This is a genomic window from Lacticaseibacillus thailandensis DSM 22698 = JCM 13996 (genome assembly GCF_001312865.1).
GTDB classification, from domain to species: Bacteria; Bacillota; Bacilli; order Lactobacillales; family Lactobacillaceae; genus Lacticaseibacillus; species Lacticaseibacillus thailandensis.
Genome location: NZ_BBER01000010.1, coordinates 24996 through 41920, shown reverse-complemented (window position 1 = coordinate 41920; position 16925 = coordinate 24996). Strand labels below are relative to the sequence as shown.

Annotated in this window: 27 protein-coding genes and 2 pseudogenes; 11 read left to right on the top strand and 18 right to left on the bottom strand. The window is 51.7% G+C overall.

Translation table 11 applies throughout. The features are described 5' to 3' along the window. Nucleotides 1-6: 6 nt before the first annotated feature. From JCM13996_RS12575 to JCM13996_RS12040, 11 genes are all read left to right on the top strand, one after another. Nucleotides 7-183: a GtrA family protein gene (locus tag JCM13996_RS12575; protein WP_263848909.1), complete on the top strand. Its 177-nt coding sequence runs from the start codon at nucleotides 7-9 to the stop codon at nucleotides 181-183. Next, a complete protein-coding gene (locus JCM13996_RS09505) occupies nucleotides 176-808 on the top strand; it encodes a TVP38/TMEM64 family protein (RefSeq protein ID WP_225353572.1) in 633 nt (210 codons plus the stop codon). Before JCM13996_RS12575 ends, JCM13996_RS09505 begins: the two co-directional genes overlap by 8 nt. 383 nt (nucleotides 809-1191) lie before the next feature. Further along, the gene (locus JCM13996_RS09500) at nucleotides 1192-1704 is read left to right on the top strand and encodes a hypothetical protein (protein WP_054750948.1); all 513 of its coding nucleotides are present in this window, start codon (nucleotides 1192-1194) and stop codon (nucleotides 1702-1704) included. Between the two features lie 139 nt (nucleotides 1705-1843). Further along, on the top strand, nucleotides 1844-2119 hold the full coding sequence (locus tag JCM13996_RS09495) for a hypothetical protein (RefSeq protein WP_054750947.1): 276 nt from the start codon (nucleotides 1844-1846) through the stop codon (nucleotides 2117-2119). Nucleotide 2120: 1 nt separating this feature from the next. After that, nucleotides 2121-2765 (top strand): CatB-related O-acetyltransferase, encoded by a 645-nt coding sequence (locus tag JCM13996_RS12640; RefSeq protein ID WP_082383920.1) that lies wholly within the window; start codon nucleotides 2121-2123, stop codon nucleotides 2763-2765. A gap of 187 nt (nucleotides 2766-2952) precedes the next feature. Beyond that, the gene (locus tag JCM13996_RS09485; RefSeq protein ID WP_054750946.1) at nucleotides 2953-3351 is read left to right on the top strand and encodes a sigma-70 family RNA polymerase sigma factor; all 399 of its coding nucleotides are present in this window, start codon (nucleotides 2953-2955) and stop codon (nucleotides 3349-3351) included. Nucleotides 3352-3371: 20 nt separating this feature from the next. Beyond that, entirely contained in the window at nucleotides 3372-3629 is a 258-nt protein-coding gene (locus JCM13996_RS09480) for a helix-turn-helix domain-containing protein (protein WP_054750945.1), read from the top strand. A gap of 300 nt (nucleotides 3630-3929) precedes the next feature. After that, a complete protein-coding gene (locus JCM13996_RS09475; protein WP_225353571.1) occupies nucleotides 3930-4250 on the top strand; it encodes a helix-turn-helix domain-containing protein in 321 nt (106 codons plus the stop codon). 61 nt (nucleotides 4251-4311) lie between these two features. Next, on the top strand, nucleotides 4312-4521 hold the full coding sequence (locus JCM13996_RS12050) for a hypothetical protein (RefSeq protein ID WP_054750944.1): 210 nt from the start codon (nucleotides 4312-4314) through the stop codon (nucleotides 4519-4521). Nucleotide 4522: 1 nt separating this feature from the next. After that, entirely contained in the window at nucleotides 4523-5161 is a 639-nt protein-coding gene (locus JCM13996_RS12045) for a hypothetical protein (RefSeq protein ID WP_054750943.1), read from the top strand. Nucleotides 5162-5166: 5 nt separating this feature from the next. Further along, nucleotides 5167-5580 (top strand): tyrosine-type recombinase/integrase, encoded by a 414-nt coding sequence (locus JCM13996_RS12040; protein WP_054750942.1) that lies wholly within the window; start codon nucleotides 5167-5169, stop codon nucleotides 5578-5580. Between the two features lie 209 nt (nucleotides 5581-5789). Here JCM13996_RS12040 and rpsI read toward each other — a convergent pair whose 3' ends face one another. The 18 genes and pseudogenes from rpsI to rplR form a co-directional block, all read right to left on the bottom strand. Continuing rightward, a complete protein-coding gene (gene rpsI / locus JCM13996_RS09455) occupies nucleotides 5790-6182 on the bottom strand; it encodes a 30S ribosomal protein S9 (RefSeq protein ID WP_054750941.1) in 393 nt (130 codons plus the stop codon). A gap of 11 nt (nucleotides 6183-6193) precedes the next feature. After that, nucleotides 6194-6640, bottom strand: a complete 447-nt coding sequence (gene rplM, locus JCM13996_RS09450; protein WP_054750940.1) for a 50S ribosomal protein L13 — start codon at nucleotides 6638-6640, stop codon at nucleotides 6194-6196. A gap of 153 nt (nucleotides 6641-6793) precedes the next feature. Then, nucleotides 6794-7563 (bottom strand): annotated as a pseudogene (gene truA / locus JCM13996_RS09445) (tRNA pseudouridine(38-40) synthase TruA). Nucleotides 7564-7583: 20 nt separating this feature from the next. Continuing rightward, nucleotides 7584-8381, bottom strand: coding sequence for an energy-coupling factor transporter transmembrane component T family protein (locus JCM13996_RS09440; RefSeq protein WP_054750939.1), 798 nt, complete (start codon nucleotides 8379-8381; stop codon nucleotides 7584-7586). 12 nt (nucleotides 8382-8393) lie between these two features. Then, nucleotides 8394-9239 (bottom strand): energy-coupling factor ABC transporter ATP-binding protein, encoded by an 846-nt coding sequence (locus tag JCM13996_RS09435; RefSeq protein ID WP_054750938.1) that lies wholly within the window; start codon nucleotides 9237-9239, stop codon nucleotides 8394-8396. Next, nucleotides 9215-10066 carry an energy-coupling factor ABC transporter ATP-binding protein gene (locus JCM13996_RS09430; RefSeq protein ID WP_054750937.1) on the bottom strand — a complete coding sequence of 284 codons (852 nt, stop codon included), beginning with the start codon at nucleotides 10064-10066 and terminating at the stop codon, nucleotides 9215-9217. The genes JCM13996_RS09435 and JCM13996_RS09430 overlap by 25 nt, the downstream gene beginning before the upstream one ends. A gap of 573 nt (nucleotides 10067-10639) precedes the next feature. Further along, nucleotides 10640-11020, bottom strand: coding sequence for a 50S ribosomal protein L17 (rplQ, locus tag JCM13996_RS09425; RefSeq protein ID WP_054750936.1), 381 nt, complete (start codon nucleotides 11018-11020; stop codon nucleotides 10640-10642). Between the two features lie 20 nt (nucleotides 11021-11040). Beyond that, on the bottom strand, nucleotides 11041-11982 hold the full coding sequence (locus JCM13996_RS09420; RefSeq protein WP_054649313.1) for a DNA-directed RNA polymerase subunit alpha: 942 nt from the start codon (nucleotides 11980-11982) through the stop codon (nucleotides 11041-11043). A gap of 75 nt (nucleotides 11983-12057) precedes the next feature. Further along, nucleotides 12058-12447: a 30S ribosomal protein S11 gene (gene rpsK / locus JCM13996_RS09415; protein WP_054750935.1), complete on the bottom strand. Its 390-nt coding sequence runs from the start codon at nucleotides 12445-12447 to the stop codon at nucleotides 12058-12060. Between the two features lie 18 nt (nucleotides 12448-12465). Next, nucleotides 12466-12831, bottom strand: coding sequence for a 30S ribosomal protein S13 (gene rpsM / locus JCM13996_RS09410; RefSeq protein ID WP_054750934.1), 366 nt, complete (start codon nucleotides 12829-12831; stop codon nucleotides 12466-12468). 30 nt (nucleotides 12832-12861) lie between these two features. After that, nucleotides 12862-12978, bottom strand: a complete 117-nt coding sequence (rpmJ, locus tag JCM13996_RS10590) for a 50S ribosomal protein L36 (protein ID WP_003567518.1) — start codon at nucleotides 12976-12978, stop codon at nucleotides 12862-12864. 23 nt (nucleotides 12979-13001) lie between these two features. Next, entirely contained in the window at nucleotides 13002-13220 is a 219-nt protein-coding gene (infA, locus tag JCM13996_RS09405; protein WP_054750933.1) for a translation initiation factor IF-1, read from the bottom strand. A 155-nt stretch (nucleotides 13221-13375) separates the two neighbouring features. Further along, the gene (locus JCM13996_RS09400) at nucleotides 13376-14023 is read right to left on the bottom strand and encodes an adenylate kinase (protein ID WP_054750932.1); all 648 of its coding nucleotides are present in this window, start codon (nucleotides 14021-14023) and stop codon (nucleotides 13376-13378) included. A 19-nt stretch (nucleotides 14024-14042) separates the two neighbouring features. Then, nucleotides 14043-15354, bottom strand: a pseudogene (secY, locus tag JCM13996_RS09395) (preprotein translocase subunit SecY). Then, nucleotides 15354-15794 (bottom strand): 50S ribosomal protein L15, encoded by a 441-nt coding sequence (gene rplO, locus JCM13996_RS09390; RefSeq protein WP_054750931.1) that lies wholly within the window; start codon nucleotides 15792-15794, stop codon nucleotides 15354-15356. Before rplO ends, secY begins: the two are co-directional and overlap by 1 nt. 31 nt (nucleotides 15795-15825) lie before the next feature. Further along, nucleotides 15826-16011 (bottom strand): 50S ribosomal protein L30, encoded by a 186-nt coding sequence (gene rpmD, locus JCM13996_RS09385; protein WP_054750930.1) that lies wholly within the window; start codon nucleotides 16009-16011, stop codon nucleotides 15826-15828. Between the two features lie 13 nt (nucleotides 16012-16024). After that, nucleotides 16025-16528, bottom strand: a complete 504-nt coding sequence (gene rpsE / locus JCM13996_RS09380) for a 30S ribosomal protein S5 (RefSeq protein ID WP_054750929.1) — start codon at nucleotides 16526-16528, stop codon at nucleotides 16025-16027. Between the two features lie 20 nt (nucleotides 16529-16548). Further along, entirely contained in the window at nucleotides 16549-16917 is a 369-nt protein-coding gene (rplR, locus tag JCM13996_RS09375) for a 50S ribosomal protein L18 (RefSeq protein ID WP_054750928.1), read from the bottom strand. Nucleotides 16918-16925: the final 8 nt, after the last annotated feature.

Genomic DNA, 16925 nt, shown 5'->3' with positions numbered 1-16925 from the left:
CACACCTTGCTAAAAGAAAGTATCAGCTTCTTCACTTTACGCGGGGCTTCTCTGTTAGCTGACACAGCAATTCTATTCGTTGGCCTAACCTTACTCAAGGGTTCGCCAATCATCGTCAAGATTATCGATCAGATTGTCGTGATTGCTTTGAACTACGTCTTTAGCAAACACATTTTTGCATGAAGCGACAGCAACGGCGGAAAAAAAAGGAGAGCAACCTATGACGAACTCGCGGAAAGTCTTGCGCCTGATACAGCTCAGCGGATTGGTGGCCATAATCCTATTTGGGATAACCTGTTATCGGCTTGGATACCTGACTGACCCGGCATCGCTGCAAGCAACTATCTTGCAGGCCGGAATATGGGCGCCGTTACTGTTTATTCTTTTACAAATCATTCAGGTAATTTTCCCCGTGATTCCTGGCGGGCTTTCAACCGTCGCAGCGATTGCCATGTTTGGTGCTAAATGGGGCTTTGTTTATAACTACATTGGCATCAGTATTGGCTCCATCGCTAGCTTCCTGCTGGTTCGCCGCTTTGGCAGGAACTTTATATCACTACTTGTTCCAAAGAAAACGATGGCGAAGTATCAGTATTACCTCGATGGCGGAACAAAGTTTGATCGCGTGTTTGCGATTGCAATTCTAATGCCAGTCGCACCCGACGACCTCTTATGTATGTTTGCCGGATTAACAAAAATGTCCGTGAGAAAATTCGTGACAATCATTGTTTTATGCAAACCTTGGACGATACTTGCATACAGTCTCGGCTTAAACACTGCCTTTAAGTTCATTGCGCCTTATTTGTAAGACTTCAACACCTAAGGAGGTGATGCCAGTGCAACCATTACGTGCAAAGAAGGTCATGGTTATATCACACTTGATACACTCCCACTCAACAACGGTTAATGACCTAACTTGCACAATGCTTGACTCCAACACACGCAGCAGTCCCCCTACTGAGCTGTGACTCAACAATGAGGCCATCCCGATGTCTTCTACGCTGATACATCGAGGTGGCCTTTTTTTATGATTTAGTCTTGAACAGGGACTAGTGAATAGCATTCAACAAACAGCATAGATACAATCCTGTTTTCAGATTTAACATCTCAGAAACATATCGCCAACAATTTGCAAATATCGCGTAGATATACTGACGTTGTTAAATAGTTAAAGAAAAAGGAGATATATCCATGACAGAATCCGACTTTGTAGCCTTCGAGTATCTTGAACAACAGATTCCCAAGGCAATGCAAAACAATTATATTGACGGCTATATGAACTTCGGTTGGCAAGTAACTGATCGTACGCCGGACATCGGTAAAAGCACGGTTACGTTGAAATTAAAGCGAGATCGTAACTTGCCCGAAAAAGCAGCGTTAAATCGACTACAAAAACAATTCGAGCAGGAAATGGCTGCCGCTGCCGGGCTGGAACGCAGCAAGTCATCAGTACCTACCGTGGTCGCGATGACCGTTGGCTTGATTGGTACTGCATTCATGGCCGGATCGGTATTTGCGGTCACTAACCAAATGGTAATTCTCTGCGCAATTCTCGCCGTCCCCGCCTTCCTCGGCTGGGCACTCGGATATTTCAGCTACGGTTGGGCCAAGACCCGCCGCATTGCCAAAGTTGGCCCGATCTTGGAACAGTCCTACGACAACGCCGCAAACTATTGCCAGCAAGCCTTCCAGCTGTTGCACTAGGAGGTCACCATGTACTTATCAAAGATCCTGCGGTTCTCGTTATATTAAGTGCGGTAGCATTCACCATTCAACGATTCCATCACCGCCGACCGAATATTATTGTCCCTGTTCATCACTCAAATCAAAAGAGGTAATTCAAATGTTACTATCCATCATCACTGCTGTCATCGTCGGGCTCGCTATGGGCGCTGCTGTCTACGCCATCGACCGCTTCTTCCATGAAAAGAGCATTATCATGTTAGGTTTAGACCTCGCCTTCGGGGCCCTTGGTAGCTACTCTGGCACTTATCTGGTCAACTACGGCCCACACCTGCTTGGCGTTGATATTCTCCCGACGCTGGTCGGCGGCTTAGTGCTTAGCTTCGTCGTGACCTACGGCGTGCGCAAGTTTGTCTTAGGAAAGGTGGCTCACTAATATGTGGATCGAAAAACAAAAGCTCGATAATAACATTCTCGTCGGCCGACACAACTACTACGACGCCGCAGACGGCACTGATTTCAACAGCGAAAACGTGCTGTACAACCGTCCTGGCCACGGCCGCTTGATCATCGGCAGCTTCTGCAGCTTTGCGCGCAACGTTCGTTTCATTATGGGCGCCGCCAACCACCCGATGAACTCCTTCTCCACCTTCATCTTCCCAGAACTAGACCGTAGCCTGATCGCCAAGCTCGGCATGACCAAAGAAGATATGCCAGTCAAAGGCGACACGGTCATTGGGAATGACGTCTGGATCGGCCGCCACGCTATCATCATGCCAGGCGTGCATATCGGCGACGGCGCCGTCATCGGTGCGTATGCTCTGGTCACCAAGGACGTGCCTGCCTACGCCATTGTCGGCGGCAACCCAGCAAAAGTGATCCGCTCTCGTTTCGACCAAGCCACGATCGACTGGCTGGAGGCCTTCCAGTGGTGGCAGTATGACGATGCTCTACTTGAAAAAAATCGTGCCATTATTAACTACCGTGCACACGAAGGAAGCGCGTATCAAGTTAGACAGGCTTGCAGATACTGCGAAGCTAGCTTCATAAAAGTTCAGGATAATCACATTCGTAACCTCTAACTGTTGACCTAAGCCAGCAGCACCGGTATTCCCACACTTGCCAATCACCCAACCAACAAGAATCGACGAGTATGCAACTTGTACTCGTCGGTTCTTTTTCTATTTATTTCAGAACCGGTTTCATTTGTCTGGCAAAAAAACCGTCTGTAACTGTGTAGCAAAAATTATCTATCAGGAGGTCAACAATATGAGCAGCGAACGTGAGGTTTCTCGTATGTTCATCAGATACATGCAGCAAGTCCTTCGTAATGAGCGAATCAACATCTACCGTAAGCATCTCAAAGACGTCAAAGAAACTCCACTTGAAGACTGGTTGTTAGAGGAAATTGCTGAACCAGGTCATCTTGAGGACTTTGTTCTGACTGATGAAGAAATCGCACATCTAGAGTCATTCATCGAAAATGAACGTCTTGCCACGGCCATTGCAACCCTTTCCATAGCTGATAAGATGGTGTTGTATCAATACTACTTTTCTGAACTCAACGACGTGGAAATCGGCAGCCGCACAGGCAAAACCAGTCAGGGGGTGAACAAACGGCGGCGACGGGCAATAGCGCGGATTAAGAAAGTTTACGAAAGCATGTAATGAATACGGAGGAGTGTTCAATGCATTATACAGAGGTCGATAACCTGATCCCGGTTATCTTGGCAGCACAGGACGGAGACGCTGAGGCAATGTCCAGACTACTCGATATGTTCAGCCACGACTTTGATTGCGAGGCTGCATACGGAAAAAGCTATGTCGATCCCGATTTGAAGCAAGAACTTCAAATCAAATTTGTATTCAGCGTTCAGCGCTTTAATGTTGCTGAACACCTATCGCAACCGTCCACTCAATCAGGTTCACAACTAACTCGCACATAATCAATTTCAACTTTTTTTCTGATTTTGGTTTCATTTCGACCCGTTCCCGCTGTCTGTATATGCAGAAGCGGGATTTTCTTTTGCTCGCTATGTCCTTTGACAACTGAATAGCATCATTCAGCAACGAAGGCTCCACACCGCCATGACCTCCCACGAGCGAGCGACTAAACCAGTGAGCCGGATACTTGCACGTCACCCTGACGAAACGAGGGAGAGAGGCTCTTATTGAGATCCTCGATAGTTGGTTGGACCCGGGCTGAATGATGAGCTGCTCGTCACAACATCAGTTTCACCAATACCGTGAAGAAGGAGGCATGTCATATTTCAGCGCAAGCAACGGAAACGCCAATCGATTTTCCCATGAACGATGAGAACGTGATTGCGATTCGTAACGCGCTGTCTACTTTATTTATCGATGAAGTTCACAGAGCTCGCGAAGAACAAGCACAGCATGATCGGTACCTGTTGAAGATGGAATTGTGCGCATACCTGAAAATCTCTAACAACACCTTAGATAAGTGGATTGAGCTTGGCTTACCACGGATCAATATCTGTGGCGTTGTTCGTTACGATCGCGATGCAGTTGATAACTGGCTTCGCAAACACGTTGAAGGATGGTAATATGTCGATGTAGCTTTACGTCCTGTTCAAGCTCGTTGACAAACAACAGGAGGTAAATATCATGTCTATTACTAAAACTGATGCAGGCACTTACTTTGTGGAGGTGTTCTACCCTAAAGATATTCGCGGTATTCTTGGCGTGAAGGTTCCCCGCTACCGTAAAACCGTAGCGACGAAACTGGAAGCCAAGACGCTGCAAAAACAAGTCGATGCGAAAATTAAGGAAGCTCAAAAAAACGCAATCTGCGGGTACTATCAAGAAGAACGGTGAAATGCTATTCAAGGACTTCTACCGTGAAATCTGGTGGCCGCTATACGCTGCGGGCGCAACCGGACGTATTCGCATTATTCCTTCGGAGGAGACTCAAGCGAATACACGCAACATTTTCCGGCTGCATTTGCTTCCGATGTTCGGCGAGTATTCCATGACCTACTTGAATCTCAATAAGCAGTTCGTCATGCAAGAGCTGGCAATTCTGTCAGAGAAGTACGCAAACATTCGCACAGTGAAGTCATACGTCAGCCAGATGTTTGATACCGCCGAAATGGTGGACTTCATCGACGTGAACCGGCTAGAAAAAGCCATCGCCTCCATCGGTAGTCCCAAGAAGGAACGGCTCGCCACTCGTCGCAAGATGACTGGTGAATCACTTTCCGCTGATGAAATGGTGGCTTGGCTCGACGCCGCCAACACAGATCACGACAACGGCAAGTTGAGTGACCAGGATTATCTGTTACTTTTCCTCACGCTCCACCTCGGAGATCGTAAAGGAGAATCATACGGATTGCAGTGGAAGCACGTTGACTTCAACACCGGCTATGTTCTGATTGTTCAGGCACTCAAGAAAAGTGGCAAGGTTGGGCCAACCAAGGCAAGAAGGAAACTTCCCACGCCTTACCACCTGTTTTGATCCCGATGCTGAAAGAATGGCGCGACAAGCAAGCTAGTCAACTCGCAGAAGTGAACGTAGAATCTGGGCCAAACCAGTTTCTGTTTACCTACACGAACTTCAAAGGCGAGATCAACCAACCGCTGCACGCCGACTATCTCAACTATCGCTTGAATTCGATCTACAAGCGCCACCCTGACCTTGTTCGGGTCACGCCACACAAGCTGCGGCATACGTTCTCAACGCTTGCACGTCAAGGTGGCGCCAGCTTACAGTTGATTTCCGAAGCGCTGTCACATTCCAGCATCAAGACCACGCGCGTGTATGTTAACACGCCTGATATTGTCGGCCTGGATGTTCATGACAAGTTCGCTGCACGAATCGCAGAAGCTAGAAAGAACTCACTCGCACAGGAAATGAAACTTAACGAAACTCATTAAAATTGACGCCCAAAAGAACGTAAAACTAGGACACACGCCCTAAAAGTTCTTGAAGCCAGAACGCCTCAAATGAAAGACGCGCACAAATCACGCCCTAATTTGAGGATAAAAAAAAGTGGCTCGCCCTAATTTGGAGAACCACTTTCGATGTTCGAGACTTACTTGAAACGCTGTCGTACCAACGTTTCCATCTCGATAGCATAACGCTATTAACGTTTGCTAAATTGAGATGCCTTACGAGCCTTCTTCAGACCATACTTCTTACGTTCCTTCATACGAGGGTCACGTGTCAGCATGCCGGCCTTCTTCAGGACTGCACGGAAGTCAGGGTCAACCTTCAACAGTGCACGGGAAATACCGTGACGGGTGGCACCGGCCTGGCCGGTGAAGCCACCACCGTTAACGTTGACCAAGACGTCGTACTGACCCTTGGTTTCAGTCAAATCGAATGGCTGGTTGATATCCTGAATCAAAGTGTTGAAGGGCAAGTATTCGTTAGCATCCTTGCCGTTCATGGTAATCTTACCGCTCCCAGGTACCAAACGTACGCGGGCTACGGAGTTCTTGCGGCGACCAGTGCCGCTGTATACTACGTCTGCCATGTGTATCCTCCTTAAATCAAGCCCTTGATGTCAAGCACTTCTGGCTTCTGCGCCTCGTGCTTGTGGTCAGCGCCTGCGTAAACATGCAGCTTCAGGAACTGCTGGTGACCCAGCGTGTTCTTGGTAGGCAGCATCTTCTTAACGGCGTATTCAATCAAACGTTCTGGGTTGTTGTCGCGCAAGTCGCCAGCGACTTCGTGCTTCAACCCACCTGGATGCTGGCTGTGGTGGTAGTAGATCTTGTCCGTGGCCTTACGACCCGTCAACTTAACCTTGCTTGCGTTGATAACGATGACGTTATCACCAGTATCTATGTTTGGTGTGAATGTAGGCTTGTTCTTGCCACGCAGGATGCTGGCAACAACGGATGCCAAGCGGCCAAGCGCAATGTCGGTAGCGTCGATAACGTACCACTTGCGGTCAACTTCACCTGGCTTGGCCATAAATGACTTACTCATAATGAGTTTCCTCCAATGTTCTGTGTTTGTTTGACACTAGTAAGATTCCGGGGCTTACGTGGGGCAAACAATACCAGCTAATATAATATCAAATATTCATGCGCTCGTCAACGCGTCCAGGCGTGTTCCGCGCATCATGTGCCCCGGTGCTATTTAAATCGTGGCGCCGGTGATATTTCCCGGGTAATAAACGTGCTTGAGGTAAAGCCCCGACGCCGGAGCCGTCCCACGCGCTTGTTGGCGGTCCTTGGCTGCCAGCACCCGCTGAAAATCGTGCAAATCACGGCGACCGTTACCAATCTCCAGCGCCGTGGCGACCATGATCCGGACCATGTTGTACAGGAAGCCATTCCCATAAAACTCGAAGCGTAGCTCATTATGCACCTTATCTTCAGTGCAGGTTGCTTCGTAAATGGTACGCACCTTGTCCTCTATCTGCCCACCGCTGGCGGCAAAACTGGTAAAGTCGTGCGTGCCCACCAGGTCGGGTAACGCCGCCTGAATGCGGGCGACATCCACGTGGTACGGGTAATGCCCAGTGTACAGCCGCTTCAAGGGGTCCGTGTACCGGCCTAGAGCAACGCGGTACAAGTAGCGCTTACCCACCGCCGAATAGCGCGCGTGAAAGTCCGCCGGTACGTGGGCACATTCCAGCACTAAAATATCCAGTGGCATCATACTGTTGAGGGCCGCCAACATGTTACGGTCGGGAATGTCGATGGGCGTATCAAAGGTGATTACCTGCCCAGCGCGTGTACCCCGGCATCCGTGCGGCCCGAACCGTCGATGTGAATGTGTGGCACCTTGGCCATCTTGGCCAGCGCCCGTTCGATGACTCCCTGCACGGTCCGCTGGTGCGGTTGCACCTGATACCCGGAAAATTTGGTCCCGTCATATTTAACTGTAATGCGGTAGTGAGCCAAACTGCAATCTCCTTTGCTAACTAATGGGTCCGCAACACGATCAGTACCACCGTCAGGACGACGAGTAGTACTACGGCGACCGCGTCCCCGCGGTGGTAGGCCAGTGCCCGATAACGCGTGCGGCCGTCCCCGCCACGGAAACCCCGGGCCTCCATCGCGGTTGCGAGGTCATCAGCCATCGAAAAGGCCGAGACGAACAACGGAATAAACAACGGCACGATGGCTTTGAGCTGTTTGATCGGGCCACCGCTACCAAAATCGACCCCCCGCGCCCGTTGCGCGTTCATCGTCTTGGTTGTTTGGTCCATCAACGTCGGCACGAAGCGTAACGCAATCGACAGCATCAAGGCTAGTTCCGTGACCGGGACGTGGAGTGGCTTCAGCGGTTTGAGAATGGACTCTACCGCGTCGGCCAACCCCAGCGGTTGTGTGGTCAAGGTCAGCAGCGTCGAGGCAAAGATGATCAGGACGAGCCGGCACAAAATGTACACGGCGTTCACCACCCCTTTGCTCGTCACGGTCAACCACCCCCACTGCCACCAAACGTGTCCCCCAGTCGTGAAGAACAGTTGCAACAGCACGGTGAACAGAATCAGGTAGATAATGGCACGCACCCCGCGCAGGAAGAAGCCCAAGCGCACGTGGGCGAGTGGTAACAACCCCAGCGTAAGGGCGAACATCAACGCGTAGGTGATCCAATTGTTGGCGAGGAACACAATACCGATATAGTAGAAACACCCGAGGAGCTTAGTGCGCGGATCCAACCGGTGAATGGGTGAATCGCCGGGAATGTACCGGCCCAGGATCATGCTATTCATGGGTGTGCCCCCCTAACTGCGGTGCCAGGCGTCCGCTAACTCATCGAGGGTCAGTGGTGGTTGGTCAAAGTGGAAGCCGCGGGCAGCCAGTGCCCCCGCCATCCGCGTAGTGGTCGGTTGCGCTAAGCTGTGGTCGCGTAGCCACGCCGCGTCGGCAAACACTTCGCGCGGTGTGCCCTCGCGTACCAGCGCGCCGCCATCCATGACGAGTACGTGCTCGGCAAAGTTGGCCACATCGTCCATCTGGTGGGTCACCAAAACGATAGTCAGGCCCTCTTCCGTGTGCAACCGGGCAAACAGCGCCATTAGGTCACGTCGCCCCGCGGGATCCAGTCCCGCGGTGGGTTCATCCAGCACCAACACGGATGGACGCATCGCCAACACGCCGGCAATCGCCACCCGCCGCATTTGCCCACCCGAGAGGTCAAATGGCGACCGGGTCAGCAGGTCATCGGGCAAGCCCACCAGCCGCGCCGTCTCAGCGGCCAATGCGGCTGCCTCGTCCGGGGCCATGCCAAAGTTTTCCGGGCCAAAGGCGATGTCCCGCTGCACCGTCGATTCAAAGAGCTGGCTCTCCGGAAATTGAAACACCATCCCCACCTGTTGCCGCAAGGCGCGCAGGTGCTTGTTGTTCGTCGTCGGCGTAATCACGCGATCACCAATGGTCACCGTCCCCGCCGTGGGCTTCAGCAGTGCGTTCAGGTGTTGTAACAACGTCGACTTACCAGAGCCGGTATGACCAACAATCGCCGTGTATTCACCCCCATGAATGGTGGTATTGACGTCACGCAGGCCCGTACCAGCAAAGGGGGTCCCGGGCTGGTAGGTGAAACTTACATGGTTGAACGTAATGTCCATAAGTAATCCACCAGTCCTTTCTCCGTGCGGTAGTCGTCCGGTACGCTCACGCCGCGAGCACGCAATGCTACTTTGAGTTGTTCGGGGAACGGCACGTCCAGTCCGTTGGCAGCTAACTCGGTCCCCCGGGTGAAAATTTCTGCCGGTGTGCCCACATCAGCCACCGCGCCGTGTGCCAGCATGATGATACGGTCGGCCCGGGCCGCTTCGTCCAGGTCGTGGGTGATGGACAGAACCGTCATGTGGCGTTCCTGTTGGAGCTGCGTCACCAGGTCGATGACGGCACGGCGCCCCGCCGGATCCAACATCGACGTGGCTTCGTCCAGAATGATGATGTCCGGAGCCTGCGCGACGATGCCAGCGATGGCGACCCGTTGCTTTTGCCCCCCCGATAGCCGGGCAGGTTCGCGCTCCGCAAAGTCAGTCATACCAACTGCCGACAAGGCGGCCTGCACACGCTGCTGCATCTCCGCGCGTGGGACGGCGCGGTTCTCCATGCCAAAGGCAATGTCATCGGCGACGGTTGCCCCCACAAACTGATTATCGGGATTCTGGAAGACGATCCCCACGCGTGCCCGGATATCCCACACGTGTTCATCGTCCAGCGGTAAGCCGCTCACCGTCACGTGGCCACTGGTCACCGAGCCGCGTTCCGGTTCCAATAAACCGATGATGTTACCCGCCAGGGTGCTTTTGCCACTACCATTACGCCCGATAATGGCCACCCATTCCCCAGGGTTGACCGTCAACGACACGTGTTTGAGCGCATCGGTCGTTGCTTCTCGGTAACGAAACGATAAGTCCTGAATATCAATCACTGGTTGCATGCGTGGCACCCCCCTGTATAACCATATATTTAGACCCAACAATAATAACACAGGCCCCACTCGGGATGGTAGCCGGTCAGACTTCACGCCAATCAAAAAGGCGGGTCAGCGACCCGCCCTAGCAACGTTGCCCAACCGTAGTCACCCTTGCGCAAAGTGGCACTGTTGATTGCTATGTATAAATCATTCAATGATGGAGGACCAGGTTGCCCTGGCACTCGCAAGCTAGACTAAGAGGGCCGTCGCCCCGGCACTATTTGGCCATGCCGCGCGCTAAGTTACCTTAGCGTAGTCGAGCTATACGGGGCAGAAGCTGGCGCTTAACGTGACATCGACTGCGGCGAAAACCGCCTCCGTCAATGTCACGTTAATGCTCAGCTTCTGAACGCCCCGCTCCGCTCTGTGGCACCCATCATCGTAACGCTCCATCGATCAAATGATCAAAGTGAACCGGCCAACGAGGGTCGATTCGGTTTTATTTAGTGGTGTGCGCAATTGCTTCCGCACACGTCTTGATCCGCCCGCACGGGTGCGACCCGTCCGGTTGTGGCATCAAGATGCCACCCGTCTTAATTAAACCAGTTCGATGATAACCATCGGTGCGGCGTCACCACGCCGTGGGCTGGTCTTCATAATCCGGGTGTAACCACCGTTACGACCTTCGTAACGCTTTGCCAGGTCACTGAACAGCTTCTGCAATGCGGATGTAACCACCACTGCGTCCCCTTCTTCAGTAACGTCAGCAATTTCGTTGCGGACAAACGCTGCGGCCTGACGACGTGCGTGCAGGTCACCATGCTTACCCAACGTGATCATCTTTTCAGTCGTCGAACGAACTTCCTTAGCGCGTGCTTCGGTCGTGATGATACGTTCGTTGATGATCAAGTCAGTAGTCAGGTCACGGAGCAATGCCTTACGCTGGGAACTTGTACGGCCCAATTTCCGGTAACTCATGTGTTATTCCTCCTTTACAATTAGTCTTCTTGACGTAGGCTGAGGCCCAAGTCGGACAGCTTGTTCTTTACTTCTTCAAGCGACTTCCGGCCGAGGTTACGTACCTTCATCATTTCTGCTTCAGTCTTGTCGGTCAATTCCTGAACGGTGTTGATCCCGGCACGCTTCAGACAGTTGTAAGAACGAACAGACAGGTCCAGTTCCTCGATCGTCATATCGAGCAACTTTTCACGCTGACTGTCTTCCTTTTCAACCATGATGTCGGCGTTCTTGGCGTCATCAGTCAGGTTGACAAAGATTGCCAGGTGATCCGTCAAAATTTTGGCGGCCAACGCGATGGCTGCACTGGGGGTGATTGACCCGTTCGTCCAGACATCCAACGTTAGTTTGTCAAAATCACTACGACGGCCCACACGAGCACTCTCAACCGTGTAATTAACTTTACTAATTGGGGTAAAGATGGAATCCACAGCGATGACCCCAATCGGCTGGTCGTCAGACTTGTTCTGATCAGCCGGAACATACCCACGACCAGTCTTGATCGTCATTTCCATTTCCAGGCGACCGCCTTCTGCAATGGTACAAATGTATTGGTCAGGGTTTAACACCTCGACGTCAGCATCTGTTTTGATGTCCGCAGCCGTCACGACAGCCGGACCCTCGACCAAGATGGTGGCCTTCTTGTCCTCTTCCTCACCCTCAACCTTCAAAGCAAGCTTCTTAATGTTGAGGATAATCTGGGTCACGTCTTCCAGAACGCCATCAATCGTCGAGAATTCATGCACGACGCCATCAATGTGTACGCTAGAAACCGCTGCCCCAGGCAAAGATGAAAGCAAAATTCGCCGCAACGAATTGCCGAGCGTAGTACCATACCCGCGTTCGAGTGGCTCGACGACAAACTTACCGTAGTTGTTGTCTTCTTCAACCTTGGTGATGTTTGGCTTTTCAAATTCAATCATCTATTGTGTACCCCTTTCAAATCGAGAGTGATGTGCGACATACCCACGCGCTCAACAAAGCGCAGGGCACACGAACTACACCCGACGACGCTTTGGAGGACGAGAACCATTGTGAGGTACTGGCGTAACGTCACGGATAGCCGTAACGTCGACACCGGCAGCCTGAATGGCACGAATAGCTGCTTCACGGCCCGAACCAGGACCCTTAACGGCTACTTCAACAGACTTCATGCCGTGTTCCATTGCTTCCTTAGCAGCTGCTTCTGCAGCCATTTGTGCAGCGTATGGCGTGGACTTACGGGAGCCCTTGAAGCCAAGTGCACCAGCAGAAGACCAAGCCACTGCGTTACCCTGGGCATCAGTAATCATGACCAGTGTGTTGTTGAAAGTGGCGTGGATGTGCGCAACACCGCTTTCGATGTGCTTACGCACACGACGCTTGCGCGTTGTTTTCCTTGTTGCCATCAGTACAGACCTCCCTTATTATTTCTTCCTACCAGCAATGGTAGCTTTCTTACCCTTGCGAGTACGTGCGTTGTTCTTGGTGTGCTGACCGCGAACTGGCAAACCACGACGGTGACGCATGCCACGGTATGAGCCAATTTCCTGAAGCCGCTTGATGTTCATGCTGACTTCACGGCGCAAATCACCTTCGACACGAATGTTATCTACTTCCGCACGCAACTTGTCTTCCTGGTCAGGAGTCAGGTCTGCAACCCGCACGTTTTCTGGTACACCAGCAGCTGCACAGATCTTTTGTGCAGTACTGTTGCCAATACCGAAAATGTAGGTCAAACCAATGACAATTTGCTTGTTGCGGGGTAAATCAATACCTGCAATACGAGCCATGTGATGACACCTCCTATGATAGTGTTTGTTTTATCCTTGGCGCTGCTTGTGCTTTGGGTTTGCAGAGCAAATGATCATCACGCGGCCCTTGCGGCGGACAACCTTGCAGTGCTCACACATTTTCTTTACAGATGGACGTACTTTCATCTTTAAAATGCCTCCTGTGTTGACTACTTGAAACGGTACGTAATCCGGCCCTTAGTCAGGTCGTATGGAGACAACTCCACCGTCACGCGGTCACCAGGCAGAATCCGGATGTAGTGCATCCGGATCTTCCCGGAAACGTGCGCCAGAATCTCCGCATCGTTTTCAAGCTTTACTTTAAACATCGCGTTGGGTAATGTATCCACCACGGTGCCCTGAATCTCAATGACATCGTCTTTTGCCACGAAACCTATTCCTCCTCGTCCGTTTTGGTCACAATTAAATCACGCACCCAAAAATGGGCGCCGACCGTCCGGCACACCAAAGCAGTGTACCACAAAGTTCGCAAGTTGAAAACAAAGCTGTCAGCTGACAGACGATGCCGTTCTCGAACTAGGCCCTAGCCGCGAGAATTTTTTTCAATCTCAGCGAACACCGCGTCGATATCCTGATCACCATTAACGGTGTACAGCAACTGACGGTTAGCGTAGAAATCAAGCAGGGGCGTGTTCATCTTAATGTTTACCTGCAGACGGTTCTGAACGGTCTCCGGCTTGTCATCATCCCGCTGGAAGAACTCGTGGCCACCGCAACGGTCACAGGTACCTTCCACCTTGGGGTTGTGGTACAACTTGTTGTACGTGGCCCCACAGGTTTTGCAGATATAACGCGCACTCAGACGGTCGGCCAGGACTTTGGGATCAACATCAATGTTGATGACTGCGTCCAACGGCTTGTTCAACTCGGCGGTGATATCAGTCAACGCCTCCGCCTGCGCAATCGTCCGGGGAAAACCGTCCAGCATGTAACCAGCATCGGTATCTGGTTGCTGAAGCCGTTCCTTAACGAGACCTTCAGTGACCTCATCGGGCACCAGCTGACCTTTGTCCATGTAGGACTGAGCCTGCTTACCCAACTCGGTACCGTCAGCCATCGCCGCCCGGAACATGTCGCCAGTACTAATGTGGGCAATGGGATATTTAACCACAATCTTTTCAGCTTGCGTACCCTTACCCGCGCCTGGTAGACCCATTAAAATCAGATTCACTTTTGTAGCCTCCGTTTAGCTATTTCTTCACCAGGTCACCCTGGATGAAGCCAACGTATTCGCGTTTCATGAGCAACCCATCTAGCTGGCGGACCAACTCAATGGCCGTCATGACCACAATTAACAGGCTGGTACCACCCAACCCGATGGATTGTGGCAAGTTCCACAGTAACGCGGCTAGTTGTGGCATCAAGGCAATCAACCCAGGAAGAGTGCCCCGACAACGGACAACCGCATGAGAATCCGGGAAACGAATTTCTCCGTCTCCTTCCCAGGCCAAACACCCGGAATGTAACTACCCTGCTTGACCAAGTTCTCCGACAACTTCTCCGGGTTAACCTGAACGAAGGCGTAGAAGAACGTGAACAAGACGATCAGTAAGGTGTAAAGCGCAATCCCAATCGGCTTTTCGAGACTGAAGATGTTGGTCAACGTGATGTACCAGCCATCACTGCCATGACTCTTCTGGAACGCCATCAAAATAGTTTGTGGCGTCACGATGAGTGAACTAGCAAAGATGACGGGAATCACCCCGGCAACGTTAACCTTCAGGGCAGGTAGGAATTGTCACCCGCACTGGTCACACGGCGCGTGTACTGAATCGGAATTTTACGGTTAGCTTGTTGTACCCAGGTCACGAAAGCAACGACGACAATCACCAGAATCAGCAGACCCACCATGAAGAGGGCCCCCTGCCAGCGATCAGACGGGTCGTTGTTCGTAATCTGGTCCGTCCAGATTTCCTTGACCCCGGATGGGAGCCGGGCAATAATCCCGGCAAAGATAATCATGGAGACCCCGTTGCCGAGACCCTTATCCGTGATTTGTTCCCCCATCCAGGTCAGTAACATCGTCCCACCGGTGAGAATAACACCGATAACGAGGTACTGTTGCACGCTCGGGTTCTTTACCAGCCCGTATTGGGAGAGGACTTGGAACCCAGCGGTAATCCCAATACCCTGAACAAACGCCAGGATAATGGTTAGGTAGCGGGTCACCTGGTTCAGCTTGCGCCGACCAACTTCCCCTTGCTTACTCCATTCAACAAACTTCGGGACAATGTCCATCTGTAACAGTTGAATGATGATCTGTGCGGTAATGTATGGCGACACCCCAAGGGCAAAGATGGAGTAGTTCGACAAACCACCACCACTGACGGTCGATAGAATGGAAATCAGTCCGGTATCGCCCAGCTTAGTGAGCTGACCAGCGTCAATCCCTGGTACCGAAATACTGGCACCTAACCGGTAAACCAGCAAAACGATCAGGGTGAACAACATCTTGTGACGAATGTCCTTCACCTTGAGTGCGTTTTTGAGGGTCGCAATCATTAGATCACCTCAATTGAACCGCCTGCTGCTGCAACAGCTTCTTTAGCAGTTGCGGATGCTTTTGCTACCTTGATGGTTAACTTCTTGGTCAACTCGCCATCACCCAACAGCTTGATGCCGTCAAGTTCGTTCTTAACCAAGCCGCTCTCAACGAGCAATGCTGGAGTAACTTCCGTACCATCATCAAAACGGTTCAGGTCGGATAGGTTGATAACCGCGTAGTCTTTGCGGTTAACGTTCTTGAAACCGCGCTTCGGCATACGACGGAACAGTGGCATCTGGCCACCTTCAAACCCAAGACGAGTCTTGCCACCCTGACGAGCCAATTGACCCTTAGTACCCTTACCAGCAGTCTTACCCTGACCACTAGAAGTACCACGGCCAAGACGCTTGCGGCTGTGACGTGAACCTTCACTTGGAGTGAGTTCGTGTAACTTCATGGATGTGCGCACCTCCTTGTATATAGTTTTGTTAGTCCTTAACTTCTTCAACGGAAACCAGGTGGAAAATCTGGTTAATAACACCACGAGTAGCGGCGTTATCTGGCTTGATCACCGTGCTGTTCACACGGCCCAGGCCAAATTCCTTGACAATCTTGCGCTGCTTCGGCAAACGGTGTGCCGCAGACCGAGTCAACGTGATCTTCAATTGAGCCATTGTTGACTACCTCCTAGTCTTGTAGGTGTGCAACGGAAACGCCGCGCAACTCAGCAACTTCTTCAGCGGTCTTTAGCTGCTTCAAGCCTTCGATCGTTGCACGCACCATGTTAATTGGCGTGTTCCGACCAAGGGACTTACTAGTAACGTCACCGATACCCGCTAATTCCATAACGGCACGGATGGCACCACCAGCGGCAACCCCAGAACCTTCAACGGATGGCTTCAACAGCACTTCACCAGCGCCGTAGTGACCAATTACTTCGTGAGGAATCGTAGTACCAACACGTGGTACGGCGATCAGGTTCTTCTTACCGTTTTCGACGGCCTTACGGATGGCTTCAGGAACTTCCTGGGCCTTACCCGTACCAAGACCGACGTGGCCGTTCTTGTCACCAACAATCGCAATAGCAGCGAAACGCAGGCGGCGACCACCCTTGACAACTTTAGTAACTCGGTTGATAGCGACGACTTCGTCTTCCAAATCGAGTTGGTTTGGATCGATAAATGATGCCATGTTAGGTTTTTCCTCCTGTGTTAGAATTCGAGGCCGTTCTCACGAGCAGCTTCGGCTAGTGCAGCGACACGACCATGGTAGATGTAACCACCACGGTCGAAGACTACATCAGACTTACCAGCAGCAACAGCGCGCTTGGCAATCAAGGCACCGACTTGAGCTGCTTGCTCAGTCTTAGTAGCATCGGCTTTAATTTCTTTATCGAGAGTGGAGGCACTTGCTAACGTCACACCCGCTACGTCATCAATTAATTGAGCGTAGATGTTTTTGTTGGAACGGAATACGTTCAAGCGTGGGCGCTCGCTCGTACCAGAAATCTTGCCCCGTACACGCGCATGGCGCTTTGCACGAGTCTTGTTCTTATCTGGCTTTGAAATCACAATGTTCACCTCATAAA

What these genes read in the sequence shown, in the direction of transcription:
- rplM (WP_054750940.1), bottom strand. Translation starts at nt 6,640, where the DNA reads ATGAGTAAGTCATTTATGGCCAAGCCAGGTGAAGTTGACCGCAAGTGG.
- rpsE (WP_054750929.1), bottom strand. Translation starts at nt 16,528, where the DNA reads ATGGCATCATTTATCGATCCAAACCAACTCGATTTGGAAGACGAAGTC.
- rpsK (WP_054750935.1), bottom strand. Translation starts at nt 12,447, where the DNA reads ATGGCAACAAGGAAAACAACGCGCAAGCGTCGTGTGCGTAAGCACATC.
- JCM13996_RS09420 (WP_054649313.1), bottom strand. Translation starts at nt 11,982, where the DNA reads ATGATTGAATTTGAAAAGCCAAACATCACCAAGGTTGAAGAAGACAAC.
- rpmD (WP_054750930.1), bottom strand. Translation starts at nt 16,011, where the DNA reads ATGGCTCAATTGAAGATCACGTTGACTCGGTCTGCGGCACACCGTTTG.
- JCM13996_RS09430 (WP_054750937.1), bottom strand. Translation starts at nt 10,066, where the DNA reads ATGCAACCAGTGATTGATATTCAGGACTTATCGTTTCGTTACCGAGAA.
- JCM13996_RS12045 (WP_054750943.1), top strand. Translation starts at nt 4,523, where the DNA reads ATGCTATTCAAGGACTTCTACCGTGAAATCTGGTGGCCGCTATACGCT.
- JCM13996_RS09480 (WP_054750945.1), top strand. Translation starts at nt 3,372, where the DNA reads ATGCATTATACAGAGGTCGATAACCTGATCCCGGTTATCTTGGCAGCA.
- JCM13996_RS09440 (WP_054750939.1), bottom strand. Translation starts at nt 8,381, where the DNA reads ATGAATAGCATGATCCTGGGCCGGTACATTCCCGGCGATTCACCCATT.
- rplQ (WP_054750936.1), bottom strand. Translation starts at nt 11,020, where the DNA reads ATGAGTTACCGGAAATTGGGCCGTACAAGTTCCCAGCGTAAGGCATTG.
- rpsM (WP_054750934.1), bottom strand. Translation starts at nt 12,831, where the DNA reads ATGGCTCGTATTGCAGGTATTGATTTACCCCGCAACAAGCAAATTGTC.
- JCM13996_RS09485 (WP_054750946.1), top strand. Translation starts at nt 2,953, where the DNA reads ATGAGCAGCGAACGTGAGGTTTCTCGTATGTTCATCAGATACATGCAG.
- rpmJ (WP_003567518.1), bottom strand. Translation starts at nt 12,978, where the DNA reads ATGAAAGTACGTCCATCTGTAAAGAAAATGTGTGAGCACTGCAAGGTT.
- JCM13996_RS09495 (WP_054750947.1), top strand. Translation starts at nt 1,844, where the DNA reads ATGTTACTATCCATCATCACTGCTGTCATCGTCGGGCTCGCTATGGGC.
- JCM13996_RS09435 (WP_054750938.1), bottom strand. Translation starts at nt 9,239, where the DNA reads ATGGACATTACGTTCAACCATGTAAGTTTCACCTACCAGCCCGGGACC.
- rplO (WP_054750931.1), bottom strand. Translation starts at nt 15,794, where the DNA reads ATGAAGTTACACGAACTCACTCCAAGTGAAGGTTCACGTCACAGCCGC.
- JCM13996_RS09500 (WP_054750948.1), top strand. Translation starts at nt 1,192, where the DNA reads ATGACAGAATCCGACTTTGTAGCCTTCGAGTATCTTGAACAACAGATT.
- rpsI (WP_054750941.1), bottom strand. Translation starts at nt 6,182, where the DNA reads ATGGCAGACGTAGTATACAGCGGCACTGGTCGCCGCAAGAACTCCGTA.
- JCM13996_RS12640 (WP_082383920.1), top strand. Translation starts at nt 2,121, where the DNA reads ATGTGGATCGAAAAACAAAAGCTCGATAATAACATTCTCGTCGGCCGA.
- JCM13996_RS12040 (WP_054750942.1), top strand. Translation starts at nt 5,167, where the DNA reads ATGCTGAAAGAATGGCGCGACAAGCAAGCTAGTCAACTCGCAGAAGTG.
- JCM13996_RS12050 (WP_054750944.1), top strand. Translation starts at nt 4,312, where the DNA reads ATGTCTATTACTAAAACTGATGCAGGCACTTACTTTGTGGAGGTGTTC.